This window comes from Microvirga sp. 2MCAF35 (genome assembly GCF_052115545.1).
Lineage (GTDB): Bacteria > Pseudomonadota > Alphaproteobacteria > Rhizobiales > Beijerinckiaceae > Microvirga.
On the sequence record NZ_JBFRGW010000014.1, the window covers coordinates 78,573 to 97,781 of the forward strand.

17 protein-coding genes and 1 pseudogene are annotated in these 19,209 nt (G+C 63.2%); 8 read left to right on the forward strand and 10 right to left on the reverse strand.

Going from position 1 to position 19,209, the window contains the following annotated elements; genetic code table 11:
* Positions 1–285: 285 nt before the first annotated feature.
* The 3 genes from AB4097_RS09655 to AB4097_RS09665 form a co-directional block, all read right to left on the reverse strand.
* Positions 286–1,077 (reverse strand): outer membrane protein, encoded by a 792-nt coding sequence (locus AB4097_RS09655; protein ID WP_442038860.1) that lies wholly within the window; start codon positions 1,075–1,077, stop codon positions 286–288.
* Between the two features lie 317 nt (positions 1,078–1,394).
* On the reverse strand, positions 1,395–1,844 hold the full coding sequence (locus AB4097_RS09660) for an RNA polymerase subunit sigma-70 (RefSeq protein WP_442038862.1): 450 nt from the start codon (positions 1,842–1,844) through the stop codon (positions 1,395–1,397).
* A 107-nt stretch (positions 1,845–1,951) separates the two neighbouring features.
* Complete coding sequence (locus tag AB4097_RS09665; protein WP_442038864.1) at positions 1,952–2,572, reverse strand: pentapeptide repeat-containing protein; 621 nt, start codon at positions 2,570–2,572, stop codon at positions 1,952–1,954.
* A gap of 829 nt (positions 2,573–3,401) precedes the next feature.
* Between AB4097_RS09665 and AB4097_RS09670 the strand changes: the two genes are divergently transcribed.
* The 4 genes from AB4097_RS09670 (at position 3,402) to AB4097_RS09685 (ending at position 8,468) form a co-directional block, all read left to right on the forward strand.
* The gene (locus AB4097_RS09670) at positions 3,402–4,064 is read left to right on the forward strand and encodes a Crp/Fnr family transcriptional regulator (RefSeq protein WP_442038866.1); all 663 of its coding nucleotides are present in this window, start codon (positions 3,402–3,404) and stop codon (positions 4,062–4,064) included.
* A gap of 163 nt (positions 4,065–4,227) precedes the next feature.
* Positions 4,228–5,268, forward strand: coding sequence for a Fe(3+) ABC transporter substrate-binding protein (locus AB4097_RS09675; protein WP_442038868.1), 1,041 nt, complete (start codon positions 4,228–4,230; stop codon positions 5,266–5,268).
* 80 nt (positions 5,269–5,348) lie between these two features.
* Positions 5,349–7,073 carry an ABC transporter permease gene (locus AB4097_RS09680; RefSeq protein WP_442038870.1) on the forward strand — a complete coding sequence of 575 codons (1,725 nt, stop codon included), beginning with the start codon at positions 5,349–5,351 and terminating at the stop codon, positions 7,071–7,073.
* Positions 7,074–7,283: 210 nt separating this feature from the next.
* Positions 7,284–8,468 carry a DJ-1/PfpI family protein gene (locus tag AB4097_RS09685; RefSeq protein WP_442038872.1) on the forward strand — a complete coding sequence of 395 codons (1,185 nt, stop codon included), beginning with the start codon at positions 7,284–7,286 and terminating at the stop codon, positions 8,466–8,468.
* On the opposite strand, the gene AB4097_RS09690 is transcribed toward AB4097_RS09685, so the two are convergent.
* The 3 genes from AB4097_RS09690 to AB4097_RS09700 all read right to left on the reverse strand — a co-directional run bounded on the left by AB4097_RS09690 (position 8,431) and on the right by AB4097_RS09700 (position 10,535).
* The gene (locus tag AB4097_RS09690) at positions 8,431–9,021 is read right to left on the reverse strand and encodes a cysteine hydrolase family protein (protein WP_442038898.1); all 591 of its coding nucleotides are present in this window, start codon (positions 9,019–9,021) and stop codon (positions 8,431–8,433) included. The two genes, AB4097_RS09685 and AB4097_RS09690, sit on opposite strands and share 38 nt — an antisense overlap.
* 123 nt (positions 9,022–9,144) lie before the next feature.
* The gene (locus tag AB4097_RS09695) at positions 9,145–9,825 is read right to left on the reverse strand and encodes a 3-oxoacid CoA-transferase subunit B (protein ID WP_442038874.1); all 681 of its coding nucleotides are present in this window, start codon (positions 9,823–9,825) and stop codon (positions 9,145–9,147) included.
* Positions 9,825–10,535 carry a CoA transferase subunit A gene (locus tag AB4097_RS09700; protein WP_442038876.1) on the reverse strand — a complete coding sequence of 237 codons (711 nt, stop codon included), beginning with the start codon at positions 10,533–10,535 and terminating at the stop codon, positions 9,825–9,827. The genes AB4097_RS09695 and AB4097_RS09700 overlap by 1 nt, the downstream gene beginning before the upstream one ends.
* 357 nt (positions 10,536–10,892) lie before the next feature.
* Between AB4097_RS09700 and AB4097_RS09705 the strand changes: the two genes are divergently transcribed.
* Positions 10,893–12,704, forward strand: coding sequence for an AsmA family protein (locus AB4097_RS09705; protein WP_442038878.1), 1,812 nt, complete (start codon positions 10,893–10,895; stop codon positions 12,702–12,704).
* Here the strand turns inward: AB4097_RS09705 and AB4097_RS09710 are convergent.
* The 3 genes from AB4097_RS09710 to AB4097_RS09720 are packed head-to-tail and all read right to left on the reverse strand — an operon-like array spanning position 12,698 to position 15,568.
* The gene (locus tag AB4097_RS09710) at positions 12,698–13,492 is read right to left on the reverse strand and encodes an ABC transporter permease (RefSeq protein WP_442038880.1); all 795 of its coding nucleotides are present in this window, start codon (positions 13,490–13,492) and stop codon (positions 12,698–12,700) included. The genes AB4097_RS09705 and AB4097_RS09710 overlap by 7 nt on opposite strands.
* The gene (locus AB4097_RS09715) at positions 13,489–14,394 is read right to left on the reverse strand and encodes an ABC transporter permease (protein WP_442038882.1); all 906 of its coding nucleotides are present in this window, start codon (positions 14,392–14,394) and stop codon (positions 13,489–13,491) included. The genes AB4097_RS09710 and AB4097_RS09715 overlap by 4 nt, the downstream gene beginning before the upstream one ends.
* 4 nt (positions 14,395–14,398) lie before the next feature.
* Positions 14,399–15,568: an ABC transporter ATP-binding protein gene (locus AB4097_RS09720; protein WP_442038884.1), complete on the reverse strand. Its 1,170-nt coding sequence runs from the start codon at positions 15,566–15,568 to the stop codon at positions 14,399–14,401.
* Positions 15,569–15,809: 241 nt separating this feature from the next.
* Here AB4097_RS09720 and AB4097_RS09725 point away from each other — a divergent pair, with 241 nt between their 5' ends.
* The 3 genes from AB4097_RS09725 to AB4097_RS09735 all read left to right on the forward strand — a co-directional run bounded on the left by AB4097_RS09725 (position 15,810) and on the right by AB4097_RS09735 (position 19,046).
* The gene (locus tag AB4097_RS09725; RefSeq protein ID WP_442038886.1) at positions 15,810–16,229 is read left to right on the forward strand and encodes a MarR family winged helix-turn-helix transcriptional regulator; all 420 of its coding nucleotides are present in this window, start codon (positions 15,810–15,812) and stop codon (positions 16,227–16,229) included.
* Between the two features lie 98 nt (positions 16,230–16,327).
* The gene (locus AB4097_RS09730) at positions 16,328–17,923 is read left to right on the forward strand and encodes an MFS transporter (RefSeq protein ID WP_442038900.1); all 1,596 of its coding nucleotides are present in this window, start codon (positions 16,328–16,330) and stop codon (positions 17,921–17,923) included.
* A 7-nt stretch (positions 17,924–17,930) separates the two neighbouring features.
* A complete protein-coding gene (locus tag AB4097_RS09735; protein ID WP_442038888.1) occupies positions 17,931–19,046 on the forward strand; it encodes an HlyD family secretion protein in 1,116 nt (371 codons plus the stop codon).
* 21 nt (positions 19,047–19,067) lie between these two features.
* Here the strand turns inward: AB4097_RS09735 and AB4097_RS09740 are convergent.
* Positions 19,068–19,209 (reverse strand): annotated as a pseudogene (locus AB4097_RS09740) (IS5/IS1182 family transposase); the annotation flags it as partial.

Genomic DNA, 19,209 nt, shown 5'->3' on the forward strand with positions numbered 1-19,209 from the left:
GTGACCGGAGATGTCAATAAACGTCGAGAGCCGTATTTGGTTCCGAACTTTTTTTCTAAAATCTTACGCCCTAGCTCATGCCTCATTGAAGTCACGTTTCCAGGGTTTAGGGCTTAGCTTCCCGTGGGGGCAAACACGGGCCGGGGCCGCGACCATAGATCCTCTCAAAGGACATGGTCGCGGCTACCTCCTTCCGAGCGCGGCTCTTCCATCCGGTCAGAGATCGAGACCCATGCAAAAAAGGCCCGGGAAATCCCCGGGCCTTTCCGTCTTTGTATCGACCGATCAGTACGTGCCGAACTTGAAGTTCAGCTTGGCACGGGCGACGAAGAAGTCCTGATCGTTGTTGGTCCGCGGCAGGAACACATCGACCGCCGGGCCGGCAACCGGCTGGAAGGTCCCGACAGAACCATTATTGTTATCGCTCTGATCGATGCTGACCCACAGGCCCTCAAGGCCGAGAGTGACCGCGCTGGTGCCGCCGAACATGTTCCAGTTCGTCGGCAGAGCCCACTCGAGACCGCCACCGACGGCCCAGCCGGTGTCGTTGTCCGTGTAGGCGACACCACCGGTGGCGTAGATCAGGACGCGATCGAAGGCCACACCGGCGCGCACGCGCGTCGAACCCCACCAATCCGCAGAGCTCTCAAACCGGCCGGGGACGAAGGTGCCGCCGGCAAAGCCCGGTCCTGGGATGAAGATCGCATCATTATTGCCGTTGTCGATCCCCTGGATGTCGGTCTCGACACCGATCACGAACGAGCCGATCTGGTAGTTGTAGCCGATCTGGCCACCGCCCGTGAAGGCGCCGTCGTTGTTGTTATCGAAGATGAGCGTGCCCCCGGCGATGCCGGCAGGAATGCCAGGTCCTCCGAGGAACACAGTGTCATTGTTGCTGTTACGCCAACCCCAGCCGAGGTTGCCACCGATATAGAAGCCGGTCCAGGTGAAGACCGGAACGGCCGCGATGACCGGCGGAGGGGCAGCACGGACCGGTAGGTCCGCAGCGGAGGCAGCGGCTGCAACAAGCGTTACGCTTGCAACCCCTGCGAGGAGGCTTAGTACGCACTTTCTCATAACCGTAACCCCTTGATGTGGACTCACGGTAGAAACTTAAGCCTGTTCCGCTCCAGAATGCTATGGCAAAGGTGCAACACCTACATATTCGATCAGTATTCAATGGGTGCAAAAGTAGTACTACTTTTGACGAAAAGAATTTTATCCAAACGTTTAGAAAATAGGTCTCGCGGCAAGACCTTGAAAGTCATTTGACTTTACTTTGAAGCCATGCCCTAATGATCGCGTTTTCGGCTTGACAACCGAAGGCGAGGAGATCACTCAACCCTGCCCTTTGGGCGGGGTTTTTTCTGGCGATAACGCTGCCGCCCTCCCCGCTACAGGTCACCCAGCAACAATTGAGCCTGATTGTTCGACTTGGGCTTTGCACTCTTCTTTTGCGATGAAGAGAGGGTTTTCATCGCACGGCGTTCGGGCCGCTTTCGATCATCGACGCTAGCCATGCGCGCCTTTGCCTTGTCTCGCGCGATAGCCTCCGGCGCGTTCGGATCGTCATGGAGCCACTTCCCACGCTTGATCACTTCGTTCACGCGCCCCTGATTGACGCCCAGTTGGAAGGCGATCTCCTGCTGGGTCATCTCCGTCGTCCCGTGCAGCTCCAGGATTCGACGGGCGAGTTCAGGCGTCATCTTTCGTCCGGTGATGCGACGCGCGGGGGCCAGGGAGCGTTTGGAGCGATCACGCTCGCGGAGCTTCTCCAGAATGGCGAGTGCCATGTTCATTCCCTGCTCGCGCAGGGCATCCTCGAATTCCTTGAGCGTGGTCAAATCGAACGCACTCCTTCAAAGAAACGGACCGAAAATCTATTTGAGACTGTGCTCCTCCAGGTTCAACGGCCACGCTGCGGCTTGGTTTCACCGGACACGTTCGGGCTTCACTCCTCCTCTTCCTGGCAGGGCCAGGTTTTCGGAGGATTGAGACCGGCAGGAAGTTTGGTCTGCGCCGTGCCGCAGGCGATCTCGATCTGCGCCTGTGTGAGACCCGTGGCGCCACTCAGATCGGCACCACCAATTTGCGTCAGATAAAGATAGGAGCCTGTTAAATTCACGTTCCGCAGATCCAATCCATCCAAACGGGATCGCGAAAGATTGGAATAACTGAAGTCCACACCGGCGATCTTCGCGCTTTGGAAGAGCACCCGCGCGAGCTCTGCCTTCGAGATGTTGGCGCCCGCAAGATCGGCACCGCTGAAGTCGGACCGGTTCAGTTCCGACTTGCTGAAATTCGCTCCCGCGGCTTTGACCTGGGCAAAATTCGAGCGGTTCATGTCGGCAGAGCTGAAATCGGCACCGTTAAGATTGGCTTGGCCGAAATTGGCGCGCCAGCCGAGTGCCTTGGTGAAATTCGCCTTGGACAGATCAGCCCCTTCGAAGCGGGTACGGCTGACTTCCGTCTCGCTCAGGTTGGCCCCGGCCATCTTCGAAGAGGCGAAATCGCTCAAGGTCAGCAGGGAGCGCTGGAAGTTGGTGCCCGTCAAGTCCTCGTTGGTCAGCATCAGGCGGGCCTTCGAGCAGCCGGACCAATCTACTCCCGGCCCAGGGCCGTCCTGGCACTTGGCCAAGGCTGAGCCGGAACAAACGACGAGGGCGATCAGGGCGCCTGCTGTCTTCACGAGGAAACGATCCTCCATGCAATCCTCTCTCATTCTCTTTTACTAATTAGGCATTGCCGCCTTACGGAGGAGCCCTTCGGGCGAATCTTTCCTACCACTTCGTGCGGCCCTGGGGGCCGCGTCAACCACCCGAAGGACCACGTCAGTGAAAGGTGAGCGCGCTTCTTCACGCCCAGCGACGCTCCAGCCTGACATTCATCGAGCGGACTTCTTTACGGCATGGCCAGCAATTCAGCGACCAGGAACTGTCACTGCACTCCGAGACTCGACATCCTCTTCTTATGGTCTAGCTTCTGCAGCAATCCTAATGGAGTAAAGACATGCGTAATTTCGTATCTTTTGCTGCCGTCTTGCTTGCCGGACTCGCCTTGAGCGGTTGCTCCAACTCGGCGATTCCAGCCGGTGTCCTGCCGCGCGATCCTGTTCCGCCGCCACCATCCGTCTCCGGAAGCAGCGTCCGCCCCTCTTCCGCCGCTCCGCGGGCAAGCACAACCTCCCAGCGCCGGGGCCTGAGCGTGCCGGGCCAAGTTTCGACTCCCCGCCCCTGACCTCTCCGGGGATGAAGCATTGGTCGGGGGCGCCGGTTGGCGCCCCCGCCGAGAGACTGCACTCCCCTTAAGAGTCTTCGGCCATGCGCCAATGCGTAGCTGGCGCTCATTCCTATCCTGGTGGTATATGCCGTTACGATAAATCAGAGGCGGGGTGAGGATTCATGACTTGGTTCGAGGCAATCGGCTGGTTCGGCGCAGTCCTTGCTGTCACGGGCAGCGCCATGAAGACCATCATCCCGCTGCGTTGCATCGGGATCGGCGCCAATATCTGCTCCCTGATCTTCTCCTCGTTCACCGGGAACTATCCGAGCATCGTCGTCAACCTGATCCTGCTGCCGCTGAACAGCGTCCGGTTGTATCAGATGCTGGGCCTGATCAAGCGCGTGAAGCAGGCCTCCAAGAGCGACCTGTCCATGGAGTGGCTCAAGCCCTTCATGACGCGCCGCCAGACCACGTCCGGCGAAGTGCTCTTTGCCAAGGGCGATATCGCCAATTGCATGTACTTCACGATCTCCGGGCGTTACCGCCTGAAGGAAATCGACATCGAGCTTCTGCAGGGCCAGGTCGTCGGCGAGATGGGCTTCATGTCGCCGCACAACACGCGCTCCCAGACTCTCGAATGCCTCGAGGCCGGCGAGGTGCTCAGCATCTCCTATGACGAGGTGCGCCAGCTCTATTTCCAGAACCCCGAATTCGGCTTCTACTTCCTGCGCCTCGCCAGCGAGCGCCTCTTCTCGAACATGGAGAAGATGGAAGACGAGATCACCCGCCTGCGGGCCGAACTGCCGGATGTGGCGCCGGTTCAGAAGGCCGCATCAGCTTAGGCCGCATCAGCTTAGAATGCCTATAAGGAAGCGGCAGTTTAGAATTTTTATAAGCTATTGAAATCACTTGTTTTTCATTTGACCCGCCACCTCTATCATGGTTCTAGCAACGTCAACACGGCCGGCTGAGACGCCTGCCCTGGCATGATTGCTGGAGGAATTCATGAAGGTGAACGTTTCGTTTGCGCGCGGGCTGCTCTTCGGCACTGCCGCTCTCGGTGTGCTGGCAGGATCGAGCCTCTCGGCCTCGGCTGAGGAAGTGCTGAACATCTACACCACGCGCGAGCCCGGCCTCATCAAGCCCGTCCTTGACGAGTTCACCAAGGAGACCGGCATTCGCGTCAACACGATCTTCATCGCCAACGGCCTCGAGGAACGCATCCGCGCCGAGGGCCAGAACAGCCCCGCCGACTTGATCATCACCGTCGATATCGGCCGCCTCGCGGCCGCGAAGGATTACGGCGTGACTCAAGCCGTGAAGTCCGAAGCACTCGAAAAGGTCATTCCCGCGGCTTACCGCGATCCAGAAGGGCACTGGTTCGGCATCGCCTTGCGCGGCCGCGTCGTCTACGCCTCCAAGGAGCGCGTGAAGCAGGACAAGTTCACCTACGAGGAGCTTGCCGACCCCAAGTGGAAGGGCAAGGTCTGCATCCGCTCGGGCCAGCATCTCTACAACATCAGCCTGATCGCCGCCATGATCGCCCACAAGGGCGAGGCGAAGGCCGAAGAGTGGCTGAAGGGCGTGAAGGCGAACCTCGCCAGGAAGCCCTCGGGCGGCGACCGCGAGCAGGCCAAGGACATCCTCGCCGGGGTCTGCGACATCGCCGTCGGCAATACCTACTACGTCTCGCTCATGCTCAACGGCAGCGATCCCGAGCAGAAGAAGTGGGGCGAGGCGATCAACGTGATCCTCCCGACCTTCGAGGGTGGCGGAACCCACGTGAACGTCTCGGGGCTTGCCCTGACCAAGAACGCGCCGAACAAGGCGAACGCGGTGAAGTTCATGGAATACATGGTTTCCGATGCATCCCAGGAAATCCATGCGGAGGCCAATTCCGAATATCCGATCAAGGCCGGCATCAAGGTCCATCCGACCATCGCGTCCTTCGGCGAGTTGAAGGCCGACAACATCCCGATCTCCGAGATCGCGAAGCTGCGCAAGAAGGCCAGCGAACTGGTCGACAAGGTCGGCTTCGACCAATAAGACACGGGGTAGCTTTTGAGCCGCCCTCTCCTGCTCCCAAGAGGCGCTGCCGGTGACGGCGGCGCCATTTCCATCCGACCGTGATCGCTGAAACCCAGACCGCATCCCGACTGTCGTCCCGGCGAAAGGCAACGCGCCTCCCCTGGTGGCTCTCGGCCGCCGTGGCAGCCATCGGTCTCGTCGTTCTTCTGCCGCTTGCGGCGCTGATCGAAATCGCCGCCGAAGGCGATATGGAGATCTGGCCGCATCTGATCGCGAACGTTCTGCCGGCGAGCACCATCGACACCTTGGCGCTGCTGGCCGGGATCGGCATCGTGGCGGGCTCGATGGGCATCACGGCGGCCTGGCTCGTCACGGCTCACCGCTTTCCGGGACGCGGCATCCTGGTGTGGCTGCTGCCTCTGCCGCTGGCAGTGCCGACCTACATCACCGCCTATATTTACGTCGAAATCTTCGACTCCGCCGGCCTCGTCCAGATGGCCCTTCGCGGCCTCATGGGCTGGACGTCGCGCGGCGATTACTGGTTTCCTGAAATCCGCTCGCTTCCCGGCTGCATCCTGGTGATGTCCGCGGTGCTCTATCCTTACATCTACATCGCCGCGCGGGCGATGTTCCTGACGCAGAGCGCCAGCATGCTGGAGGTGGCGCGCACGCTGGGCGCCAGCCGCATCAAGCTGTTCCGCATCATCGCCCTTCCCCTGGCCCGCCCGGCCCTCGCCGTCGGCGTTTCCCTCGCCCTCCTGGAAGCCCTGAACGACATCGGCGCGAGCGAGTATCTCGGCGTTCGCACGCTCACCGTTGCCGTCTACAACACCTGGCTCAACCGCGGCAGCCTGCCGGGCGCGGCGCAGATCGCCTGCGTCATGCTGGCCTTCGTGATCGGCCTGATCCTGATCGAGCGCTATGGCCGCCGCGACCGGCGCTATGCCGCTTCGCCCAAGCGGCATCGCACGGTGCATCCCGTCCCGCTTTTCGGCATCCGAGGCTGGGTCGCGACAATTCTCTGTGCCGCTCCGGTCGTCCTGGGCTTCATCATCCCGACGGCCTTCCTCCTGCGTGAAACGTTGCGCGGCAGCCTCTTCGCTCAGTTCGACGCGGAGTTCTTCGCGCATTTCATGACGACCATCGGCCTCTCGGTCGTGGCGACCTGCACGGTGCTGGTCCTCGCGGTGGTGCTCGTCTCGGCCGCCCGCCTGTCGAAGAATTACCTGACCAAGGGCGCACTCTTCGTGGCGGGTCTCGGATATGCCCTGCCCGGTACGGTTCTGGCGCTCGGGCTGATGACGCCGCTCGTCGGGATCGACAACCTGATCGGCACCCTCTGGCGCAGCCTCACCGGCGAGCGCATCGGCCTCCTCCTGATGGGCGCCGCCGGCGGCATCGTCATCGCCTATGTGATCCGCTTCCTGTCCATCGCCACCGGCTCTCTCTCGGCCGGACTGGACCGGGTGTCGCCAAGCCTCGAGGACGCCGCGCGGACCCTGGGCGCTTCGCCGCGGGAGATGGTCTGGGCAATCCAGATCCCGCTGATGCGCCCGGCTCTCGCCAGCGCCGCCCTGCTGATCTTCGTCGATTGCATCAAGGAGCTGCCGGCAACCCTGCTGCTGCGGCCTCTCAACACGGAAACGCTCTCGACGCTCGTCTACACCTATGCCTCGCGGGGCCGCTTCGAGGACGGGTCGCTGGCGGCCCTCGTCATCGTCCTCGTCGGCCTTCTCCCGGTGATCCAGCTCGTGCGCAGCGCCGAGGTGCGACCGAGAGTGACGGAGAGCACAGATAGTTCGACGACGGATTCGCCGGTCTGAGACCGGGACCTGCCTCTAAAGCATCGGCCCCGAAAGTGAATTTGCACTTTTGGGGCCGATGCTTTGTTTTGGATGAGAGCATCGTCCTGAGCAAAAAACCGGGTCCACTTTTTTGCACGATGCTCTAAGGGGCTATCGCCTTTCGATAAGGTGGACCGCCTCGGGGACGCGACCTACGATGTCGTGCGGCAGGCTCGGAGTATGAGTAGCATGAAGAAGCGGCTATTCTGGTGGACCAGTTTGGGCGTTGCCGCGCTTCTTGCAACCATCGGCGCAACCTGGATCCTCTCCCTGCCGCCAGCGCCGGATGTGGGCGCTGCCCCTGCCATTGCGCAGAAAGAGGCCGATGCGATGCTCGCGGCCTTGAAGCCGCCGAAGCGCCAGCGCCCGCTCGTCGCAATCCTCGGCCTCAACGACGCGACCGAAACCACCGATTACCTCATGCCCTACGGCATCCTCCGGCGTGCCGATGTGGCCGATGTGGTGGCACTGGCGACGGAGCCCGGACCGGTGACCCTGTATCCGGCATTCAAGGTCGTGCCGGACATGACCGTGGCGGACTTCGATGCCCGCCACCCGGACGGCGCCGATTACGTGATCGTTCCCGCCATGAGCCGCGACGACGACCCGGCCGTCCTGCAATGGCTCAGGACGCAGGCCGACAAGGGAGCGATGATCGTCGGCGTCTGTGCCGGTGCCAAGATCGTCGGTGAAGCCGGCCTGCTCGACGGCAAGCAGGCCACAACGCATTGGTACTATCTCGATGAACTGCGCAGGAAACATCCCGCCACCCGCTATGTCGCGGACCGGCGGATGGTCGTCGACCGGGGCGTTGCGACGACGACCGGGATCAGTGCTTCCATGCCGATGGCACTCACCTTGATCGAGGCGATTGCGGGCCGGAGCAAGGCCGAGGCCGTCGCCCGCGATCTCGGCCTTTCTCATTGGGATGCAAGCCACCGCAGCGATGCGTTCTCGTTCTCGCAGCCCTTCGTCCTGACGATCATCGGCAATATGCTCGCGTTCTGGAATCGCGAGCAGCTCGGCATCGATCTTCGCCCTGGCGCCGACGAGGTGTCGCTGGCCCTGGTGGCGGATGCCTGGTCGAGGACCTACCGGTCACGCGCCGTGACGTTCGCCCGCTCGGACGACGCGCTCGAGACCCGCAGCCGGATCCGCATCATTCCCGACAAGGTGGCCATCAGCTGGTCGGCGGAGCATCTCCTGCCGGCGATTGGGAGCCAGCGGCCGGCCCAGGCCCTGGATCAGGCGCTCCAGGAGATCGCAGCGCGCTACGGCGACCCCACGGCCGATCTCGTCGCCATGCAGCTCGAATACAGGCGACAGGGCTCTCCGGTCAGGACGGCCACTGATCGAGCACGACTTCGCTGGTGACCGTCTCGACCTGATAGCTGTAGCGCTTCGTGTAGAGCGTCAGGAGGGAATCGTGCCCCTCGTCCGACGAGCTGCACACGCCGTCCGTGACGATCACGATCCGCAATCCAAGATCGACGGCACCGAGCACGGTGGCGAGAACGCACATGTCCGTCTCCGAGCCCGTGATCAGCAGGGTATCGATGCCACGCTCGCTCACGAGATCGCGCAGCTTGTGACCGGCAAAGGCCGAATAGACCGGTTTGTCCAACACGACGGCAGGCGGCGTGAGCCGCTCCAGCGAGGGCATCAGATCCAGCAGTCTCGGATCGAGGCGCTCGCGGGTGACATCGCGCCATTGCTCGTAATAGCCGCGCCATGTCCCGGGCATGTCCTCGGACCTGAACGGAGGAATGAAGCGGGTGAAGACCGTTCGGTCCGGGGCGCGCTCGGCGATCCGCGTGACCGTCGGCAGGACGCGCTCCATCCACGGAGTTGGCCAGGGCCCGTCCGATGAAAAGAGGCGCTGCATGTCGATGCACAGGTGAAGCGTGGCGGAACCGAGGGGTGTCATGTTCATAGGGCAAAAACCGACGATGCCGGGCAAACGGGCCCGCCTTGGCTCGGGTTCCCCGAAAAGAAAACGGGCCCCGAGGATGCCCCGGGACCCGTGTGAAACGTCCGCTGACCGCGCCGCTCAGGCGGCGTTGGACTGTTTGCCGTTCAGGTCGACTTTGAACCCGGCCTGGGTCTTGGCCTTGATCTCATCCACACTCACGCCCTCAGCCAGCTCGATCAGGGTCATGCCGGTGCCGCCCTTCTTGTCGATGGCAAACACGCCGAGATCGGTGATCACGAGATCCACCACGCCCTGGCCGGTCAGCGGCAGGTTGCAGGCCGTGAGCAGCTTCGGATCCTCCGAGCCGTCCTTCGCCTTGGCCACGTGCTCCATCACCACCACGACGCGCTTGACGCCGGCCACCAGGTCCATGGCCCCGCCCATGCCCTTGACCATCTTGCCCGGGATCATCCAGTTGGCCAGATCCCCGTTCTCGGCCACCTGCATGGCGCCCAGGATCGACAGGTCGATATGGCCGCCGCGGATCATGCCGAAGGAGTCGGCCGACGAGAAATAGCTCGTCGTCGGCAGCTCGGTGATCGTCTGCTTGCCGGCGTTGATCAGGTCCGCATCCTCCTCGCCCTCGAAGGGGAACGGGCCCATGCCGAGCATGCCGTTCTCCGACTGGAGCTGCACGCGCATGCCCTTGGGGATGAAGTTCGACACCAGCGTCGGGATGCCGATGCCGAGGTTGACGTAGAAGCCGTCGCGCAGTTCCTTGGCCGCGCGGGCGGCCATCTGTTCACGGGTCCAGGCCATCAGACGGTCTCCTCACGCTTGCGGGTCGTGCGTTGCTCGATGTGTTTGACCGGGTTGGGCACATGCACCATGCGCTTCACGAAGATGCCCGGGGTGTGGATGCAGTCCGGATCGATCGAGCCTTCCGGCACCAGATGCTCGACCTCGGCGATGGTCAGGCGCGAGGCCGTGGCCATCATCGGATTGAAGTTGCGGGCGGTCTTGCGGTAGACGAGGTTGCCTTCCGTGTCGCCCTTATAGGCGTGCACGATGGAGATGTCGGCGAACAGCCCGGTCTCCATGACGTATTTCTCGCCGTTGAACTCGCGCACCTCCTTGCCCTCGGCGATGAGAGTGCCCACGCCGGTCTTGGTGTAGAAGGCCGGAATGCCGGCACCCCCGGCGCGGATGCGCTCGGCGAGCGTGCCCTGCGGGTTGAACTCCAGTTCCAGCTCGCCCGAGAGGAACTGCTGGGCGAAGAGCTTGTTCTCGCCCACGTAGGACGAGATCATCTTGCGGATCTGGCGGGTTTCGAGCAGGCGGCCCAACCCGATGCCGTCCACGCCCGCATTGTTGGAGATGAAGGTCAGGCCCTTCGCTCCCGAATCACGGATCGCCTCGATCAGCGTCTCCGGAATGCCGCACAGGCCGAAGCCCCCGGCCATGATGGTCATGCCATCCTTGACCGCTCCGGCCAGCGCTGCCCGCGCATCGCTGTATACCTTATCCATTAAAACCTCTCCCCATGGGCATGTTCATGCTCGTTAGAGCATCGTCCAGAAAAGTGGGCCCGGTTTTTCGAACGATGCTCTCATCTATAGACGAAGCATCGGATGAATCCCAAAAGTGCAAGTCCACTTTTGGGTCCGATGCTGTAGAAGCGTCCGAACAATAAACCTCGGGAGCAGCTTGCGGCGTTTTTGCCGCAGGCCGCCCGGCTACGAATGGCGGCACCCTGCAACTTGGCCTCAATTTAGACAATCCCTTCCTATGGATATATAGGAACGATCCAAGATTTCGGCCTTGCCTGAGGACATCTCCTCATGATCGCTTGCTAGGCAGGGTCCAAGGTTTACAACGCATATTCCATGTCTCGCCGCATAGTCCTTCTCATTGCGCTGATTTCGCTCGCCGTCCTCGGGACGGCCGCCTCTCCGTGGACATTGCCCGGTGGCGGCCTGTCGGCCGAACTGATGCAGCATGTGAAGGAGAAATATGGACTAGACCTGACGGTCAGGGGCCGCAGCACTTTCGCCGTCCTGCCCATCCCCAGGGTCAAGTTCGAGGATGTGACGCTGCAGTTCCCGGATCAAGCCGTGAGGGCGGAGGGCGGAACCCTGAGAGGAGAGCTTCGCCTCCTGCCCCTTCTTCTCGGGCGGATCGAGCTTTCGGATTTCGACCTGACAGAAACCCGCATCACGGCGTCGCTCCAGGCGCTCCAATCGGTCAAATGGGCGGAGGTTCTCAAGGACCGAACGAGTGAGACCTATGCCCGGCGCCTGATCATCAACAAATCCACCTTGCGCTGGACCGATCTGAACGAAGCCAATCTCGACCAGTTCAACCTCGTGCTCCACTGGGCCGATGCGGCCGAGCCCATGACCCTCTCGGGATCGGCCAGGTGGCGGGACGAGGTGGTTTCCCTCGAACAGGCTTCCGTCTTCCCCGATCTCCTGGTCTCGGACCGGATCAGTCCCTTCGCCCTGACCCTTTCCACGCATTCCGCACGGGTAACGGCCGAAGGCGAGGCACAGCTCGGCCTATCGCCTCGGATTACGGGGGAAAGCACGGTCAAGGCCAAGTCCGTCCGCGACTTTACCCGCTGGAGCGGCGTGGAGCTGCCCTTCGGCTCGCTGTTGCGCGCAGTCTCCCTCGCCGGCGAGTTCTCGATGGACCGCCGGCGCCTGTCCTGGCCGGCCGTTTCGGTGACGCTGGGGGATGACAAGCTGGAAGGAACCGTGGGCGTGCGCTTCGATACGGAGCGCCCCGTGATCACCGGTACGCTCGCGGCCGACACGCTGAACCTGTCGGACCTGTTCGCGCCCTTCTCGCAGGCTCGGACATCCTCCGGAGCCTGGAGCGAGGAGAATATCGACCTGACCCGGACCACCGGCACGGACCTCGATCTGCGCCTCTCGGCCGCGAGCGCCAGCCTTGGACGCCTCAGCCTCGACGACATGGCGGCCAGCGTGCTGGTGCAGCCCGGACGGATCGAGGCTTCGATCGGACGGGCCGGGTTCCAGGACGGCAGCATGAAAGGCCGCCTGTCTCTGGTGAGGGAGGACGGCCAGGTCGAGCTGAAGAGCCAGGGGACTTTCACCGGGGTGAAGATCGCGCCCTTCCTGGTCGCCATGGGTGAACCACGCTGGATCACCGGCTTGGCTTCCGGGCAGTTCAGTTTCGAAGGATTGGGCAAGAATCCCGCGGACGTCATCCGCGAGGCTCAAGGCCGTTCCTCCATCGAGATCGTCGATGGGGAGATCGTCGGCATCGCTCTCGACGATGCCCTTCGCCGGGTGGACAAGCGTCCGCTGCTCGCCTCCCTCAACTGGAAAGGCGGCCGGACACCGTTCGACAAGGCGCAGGCGCAGATCCTGGTGAAGGACGGCGTCGGCGAAATCGTGGAAGCCCATCTGAAAGGCCCCACCGTGCAGGCCGCGCTCCAGGGTCGGGTGCTTCTAGTGGACCGCACGATCAGCCTGACGGCGAACGTTTCACCTGCGGGCGCACCCGCGAGCCAATCGCCGGCACTCGTGTTCAATGTGATGGGCGATTGGGACAACGTGGCCGTATCCCCTCAGGTCCGCTCCCTCATCGAGCGCTCGGGCGCGGCCAAGCCCCTCTTCCCTTCGGAGCGCGTCCCCGCCGACGCGCAGCGGCCCCAGGCCGTCGCTCAGTGAGCTTTGCGCAGGGCTGAACGCTTGGTGAGCAGGGTCGCGGCGATCACGCCGAACGTCACGATGCCGATCAGGATCGTGGAGGCCGCATTCACCTCCGGCGAAAGCCCGAGCCGCACCTGGCTGTAGATCTTGATGGGCAAGGTCGTCGCGCCGGGGCCCGCATTGAAGCTCGCGATCACCAGATCGTCCATCGACAGGGTGAAGGCGAGCAGGAAGCCCGCCACGATGGACGGCGCGATGAGCGGCAGGGTCACGGAAAAGAACGTGCGCAGCGGCGGCGCGCCGAGATCCATGGCGGCCTCCTCGAGCGACCGGTCGAAGGTCATGAGGCGCGACTGCACCACCACCGTGACGAAGCACATGGTGAGCGTGGTGTGGGCGAGCGTGATCGTCCAGAAGCCGCGATCGAGGTCGATGGCGACGAAGAACAAAAGCAGCGACAGGCCGGTGATGACCTCCGGCATGACCATCGGGGCATAGACCATGCCGGTGAAGAGAGTCCGGCCGGGAAAACGCCCGTAGCGGGTCAGCGCGAGCGCCGCGAGGGTCCCGAGAACTGTTGCCAGCGTCGCCGAGAGAAGCGCGATCCGCAAAGTGACCCAGGCCGCCTCCATGAGGGCCTGGTTGCGGAAGAGCGCGCCGTACCACTGGGTCGAGAAGCCACCCCACACGGTCACGAGGCGGGACGCGTTGAAGGAATAGATCACCAGCAGCAGGATCGGCAGATACAGGAAGGCGAAGCCGATCACGAGCGAAGTGACGTTGAAGAGGCTCAGGCGCCGGTTCATGGCCTTGCCTCCACCCGCCTTGCCTCGACATCGCGGTAGATCACGATGGGCACCACGAGAATGATGAGGAGCAGGATCGCCACCGCCGAAGCGAGCGGCCAGTCGCGGTTGGAAAAGAACTCGCTCCAGAGCTGCCGGCCGATCATCAGGGTTTCCGACCCGCCGAGCAGGTCGGGAATGACGAACTCGCCCACCGCCGGGATGAAGCACAGGAGCGAACCCGCGACGATGCCCGGCATGGCGAGCGGCACGGTGATGGTCCAGAACGACCGCCAGGGCGTCGAGCCGAGATCGAGGGCCGCCTCGAGCAGCGTGTCGTCCATCTTCTCGAGCGTCGCGTAGAGCGGCAGCACCATGAAGGGCAGATAGGCATAGACGATGCCGATATAAACGGCCGTTTCCGTGTTGAGGATGTCGAGCGGTTCGGTGATCAGGCCCAGCCCCATGAGGGCCTGGGTGAGCAGCCCTTCGGGCTTCAGGATGGCGACCCAGGCATAGATGCGGATCAGGAAGCTCGTCCAGAACGGCAGGATGACGAGCGCCACCAGCAGCGAACGATGGCGCTCCGGCGCGCGCGCCATGCCGTAGGCGATGGGAAAGCCCACGAGCAGGAGAAGCACCGTCGAGATGGCCGCGATGCGCACCGACGAGAGCGTCGCGCGGAAATAGAGGTCGTCCTGCGTCAGGAGCTCGAAATTCTCCAGGTCGAGCCCGCTGAAGAACCCGGCAATGTCGCTCCACTCGAAGACCGGCTTGTAGGGCGGCTGCGCCACCGCCGGGTCCGACAGGCTGATCTTGAGCACGATCAGGAACGGCACGAGGAAGAACACGCCGAGCCAGAGATACGGCAGGGCCGGCACGAGACCGGCCGCGAGGCGTCGTGCGAGGGGTCGCTCCGTCATGGCCTTATTCCGCCAGGATCACGGCCGCATCCGGCGCGAAGGTGACATAAACCTGCTCGTCCCAGTCGATGGGGTTCTGGACGAAGCGGGACGCGTTGGCGCGGGTGACGCGCAGGATCTCGCCGGTGGCGAGCTTGACGCGATAGACCGTCCAGTCGCCGAGATAGCCAATGTCCCACACCTCCCCGGTGAGGACGTTGAGCGCGCCGGAAAGCGGCGGATCGCGCTGGATCACCATCTTCTCGGGTCGCACGGCGATCGCCACCGCCTGGCCGGAATGCAGCACCTCGTCCGGGTCGTCGATGGTGAGCGGTCCTTGAGCCGAAGAGGTCTTCACGCGCCAGAGGCCGTTCTCCTGTCCCTGCACGTGGCCTTCCAGGATGTTCACGTCGCCGACGAATTCGGCGATGAAGCGGGTCTTGGGCTGCTCGTAGATCTCGCCCGGCGTCGCCACCTGGGCGATCCGGCCGTGATCCATCACGGCGATCCGGTCGGCCATGGTCATGGCCTCTTCCTGGTCGTGCGTGACCACCACGAAGGTCATGCCGAGTTCGTGCTGGATGTCCATCAGCTCGAACTGAGTCTCTTCGCGCAGCTTCTTGTCGAGGGCCCCGAGAGGCTCGTCGAGAAGCAGAACCTTGGGCTTCTTGGCCAGAGCCCGGGCCAGCGCCACGCGCTGGCGCTGGCCGCCGGAGAGCTGGCTCGGATAGCGCCGGGCGAGCTTTTCGAGCTGCACGAGGCGCAGCATCTCCCCGACCCGCTCGGCGATCTGGTCCTTCGGCATGCCGTCCTGCTTCAGGCCGAAGGCGATGTTCTTCTCCACGCTCATGTGCGGGAAGAGCGCATAGGACTGGAACATCATGTTCACGGGCCGGCGATAGGGCGGCACCCCGGCGAGGCTCTGATCGCCCAGGGTGATCGTGCCCTCGCTCGGCGTCTCGAAGCCCGCGAGCATGCGCATGAGCGTGGTCTTGCCGCAGCCGGACGGGCCGAGCAGGCAGAAGAACTCACCTTCGAAGATGTTCAGGGAGAGATGGTCCACCGCCACCGCGTCTCCGAACCGCTTCGTGACGTTGTCGAAGCGGATGAGCGGCTTGGCATCGGGATTGGACCAGGGCGCAAAGGCACGGCGCACGGCACCGACGGAGGCGGATTGGCGAGACGGAGGAGGCAAGATGCTTCGACTTCGACCTTGAGCGATGAAACCAGCCGGCAAGCTATGATGTTCGTCCCGCAAGAACAACCGTTTAAACGACCTGGGAGCATCGGATCGAGGGCGGCATTTTCCGCAACCCTGCCCTGCCGGGTCGGAGTGGCAGGATACCTTGCGTCGGAATGGCGAAAGGAGTAGCAAGCCCCCATATTATTAGCACCCTAATAATTCGACCAATAGGTTGCATTTCATGACCCCTGCCATGGCGGCTTTCTCCGAGGAACTCTGGAAGATCAGCCGGAAGATGCGGACCCTGTTCGATGCCAGAGTCAGAGCTCAAGGACTGACCCTGCCGAGGGCCCGCGCCCTGATCCTTCTCGGCAAGAAAGAGGGCATGACCCAGACCGCATTGGCGGATGCGCTGGAAATCGAGGGTCCGACCCTGGTCCCGCTTCTCGACAGTCTGGAGAAACAGGGACTGATCGAGCGCCGCCCGGTCGACGGGGACCGGCGGGCCAAGCAGATTGCCCTGACCACGGCGGGACAGAAGCAGGCCGCCCGTATGGACTTGCTCGTGAAGGAGTTCCGCAGCGACGTGCTCAAGGACATCGGCGAGGACGATCTGAGGGTCGCCATTCGCGTCTGTGAGGCCATGGGCCGGAACATCGAAGCCTCAAGCTGATTGACGTTCCTTCCATGACCGCAGAATCTCACACCCGCTCGTCCGCGAATGAGCGTTCCGATGCCACCGGCTCCGAGGTCGAGACCCCTTCGAGACCGATGGACCCGCAGGCGCCGCCCGCCTCCATGCCGTGGCCCAGGGCGGCCCTCTACATGCTGGCCTCGCTTCTCCTGTCCCTCACACAGGGACTGGGGATGAACCTCGCTGCCGCGAACCTGCCCCAGCTTCAGGGGCCCCTCGGCGCCACCACCAACGAGGTCACTTGGCTGATCGCTGCCTATATGGCGCCGAATGTCAGCCTCTCGCTGATCCTGGTTAAGGTCAGGGCCCAATACGGCCTTCGCCATTTCGCAGAGCTGAGCATTCTCCTGTTCGTGCTCGTGATGCTGCTGCACATCTTCGTGCGGGATCTGCAATCGGCGCTGATCGTGCGCTTCTTCAGCGGGATCGCGGCATCGCCCATATCGACGCTGGCTTTCCTCTATATGCTTGAGCCGCTTCCACCGGCAAAGAAGCTCAGCGTCGGCCAGCCCCTCGTGCTCACGAACATCGCCCTCGGCGCTCCCCTGGCCCGTCTGATCTCGCCCGATCTTCTCATGATGGGCGATTGGCACGGCCTGTATCTCTTCGAGATCGCCCTGGCCATGATGGCGTTCGCGGCCGTGTATCTCCTGCCCCTGACCCCGCCGCCGCGGGCCAAGGTCATCCACTGGCTCGACTTCGTCAGCTATCTCTTCATCGCCGTCGGCTTCGGGCTGATCGCCATGGTGTTCGCCCTGGGGCGGGTCTATTGGTGGTTCGAAGCGCCCTGGCTCGGCGTCATGCTCGCAATCGGCCTGGCATCGCTGACCTGCGCGATCCTGATCGAGCTCAACCGCGAAAATCCTTTTCTCGATGTCCGCTGGCTTACCAGCAAGGAGATCCTGCACCTCGCCGGGACCCTCCTGGTCTTTCGTCTCCTCATGTCGGAGCAGACCGCCGGCGCCTTTGCGTTCTTCCAGGCACTGGGCCTTCAGAACGATCAGATGGCGGTCCTGTCCCTGGTAGTCATCGGCGCCTCCATCGTCGGCGGCTTGTCCTATATCCTCTTCGTCAGGCCCGGCCGGGAGAACGCGGCCCAGATGGTCGCCTTGGGCCTGCTCCTGGTCGGCGCTCTCATGGACAGCAACGCGACGAACCTGACCAGGCCCGAGCAGATGTATGTGAGCCAAGCACTCATCGCAGTGGCCGGCGTCCTGTTCCTGCCACCCGCCATGGCGACCGGGATGGCGCTCGCCTTGAAGCGGGGACCGACCTTCATCCTGAACTTCATCGTCATCTTCCTGACGACACAGAGCCTCGGCGGCGTGATCGGATCGGCCCTTGTCGGCACCTTCATCACCTGGCGCACGCGGTTCCATCTCCAAGACATGGCTGATCACCTCGCCTGGACGGATCCGCTCGTGACGCAGCGCCTCGCGCAGCTTGCCGGGTCCTACGGCCGTGTCCTTACGGACAGGTCCCTCCTCAACGCGGAAGGGGTGGCGCTCCTCGGCCAGCAGGTCACCCGCGAGGCCACCGTGCTCGCCTATAACGACGCCTTCCTGGCCATTGCCCTCCTCGCCGCCTTCGCGCTCGCGGCGATGATCCTCCACCTCGCGATCCGTTCGATCCGCAAAAGCATTTCACCTGAACCACAACCGGCCGTCAGTTAGCACTCTCATGAGCAAGCTCTTCCGTTCCACCACCACCATCCTCGCCGCGATCATCGGCATCGCCGGGGTCGCCCTCGTGCTCTACGCATGGCGGCTTCCGCCCTTCACCAGCTCGGTTCAGACCACCGACAATGCCTATGTGCGCGGTCAGATCACGGTCATCGCACCCCAGCTCGCGGGCTATGTGGCCGAGGTCGCCGTTCAGGACTTCCAGCATGTGAAGGCCGGTCAGCTTCTAGTGAAGATCGACGACCGCATCTTCGCTCAGAAGCTCGAGCAGGCGAAAGCCACTCTGGCGAGCCAGCAGGCGGCCTTGACCAACTCCGAGCAGAAGGAGCGCTCCGACCGCGCGCGCATCGAATCGAGCCAGGCGCAGGTCGACAGCACCAAAGCCGTCCTGAGCGCGGCGGAAGCGAGCTGGAACAGGATCGCGCCGCTTCTGGAGCGCGGGGTGGCGACGCAAAGCCAGGCCGATCAGGCTCGTGCCTCCCTCGACCAGGCGACCGCCTCCCTGCATCAGGCTGAGGCCGCCCTCACCGTCTCCCGCCAGGATCTCGCCTCCACGCTCGTCAACCGCCAATCGCTCGAAGCGGCGGTCCAGGGCGCCGAGGCGGCGGTGCGCCTCGCGGAGATCGATCTGCAGAACACCCGGATCGTCGCACCGGAGGAGGGACAGCTCGGCGAAGTCGGTGCCCGCCTCGGCCAGTACGTGGCGGCCGGCACGCAATTGCTGACGATCGTTCCCGAGCGGATCTGGGTCATCGCCAATTTCAAGGAAACCCAGCTGTCGGGCATGAAAGTCGGCCAGCCGGTGACGTTCACCGTCGATGCGCTCCAGCATGCCGAACTGAGGGGCCAAATCGAGCGCTTCTCGCCGGCCGCGGGTTCCGAGTTCAGCGTGATCAGGACCGACAACGCGACCGGCAACTTCACCAAAGTGGCGCAGCGGGTGCCGGTCCGGATCGCCATCGCGCCGGGACAAGCGCTGGCGGAACGTCTCTCGCCCGGCATGTCCGTCGTGGTGAGCGTGGACACGGCCTCTCCCCCGGCGGATTTACCGGCAACCGGAATGAGCACACAGCCCCAGGGTTCGGACGGAGCACCCCAGGCTGACCGGCGGTAGAGGCAGAATGACTTAGAGCACCTAACAAAACCATCTCTGGACGAAGCGCCAAGTGATGAGGGCTGAGGCGAGCGTCAGAAAGGCCGTGTGGATGTCGGCCCTGCGCTCATAGCGGATAGCAAGGCGGCGAAACTGTCCATACCAAGCCAATGTGCGCTCCACG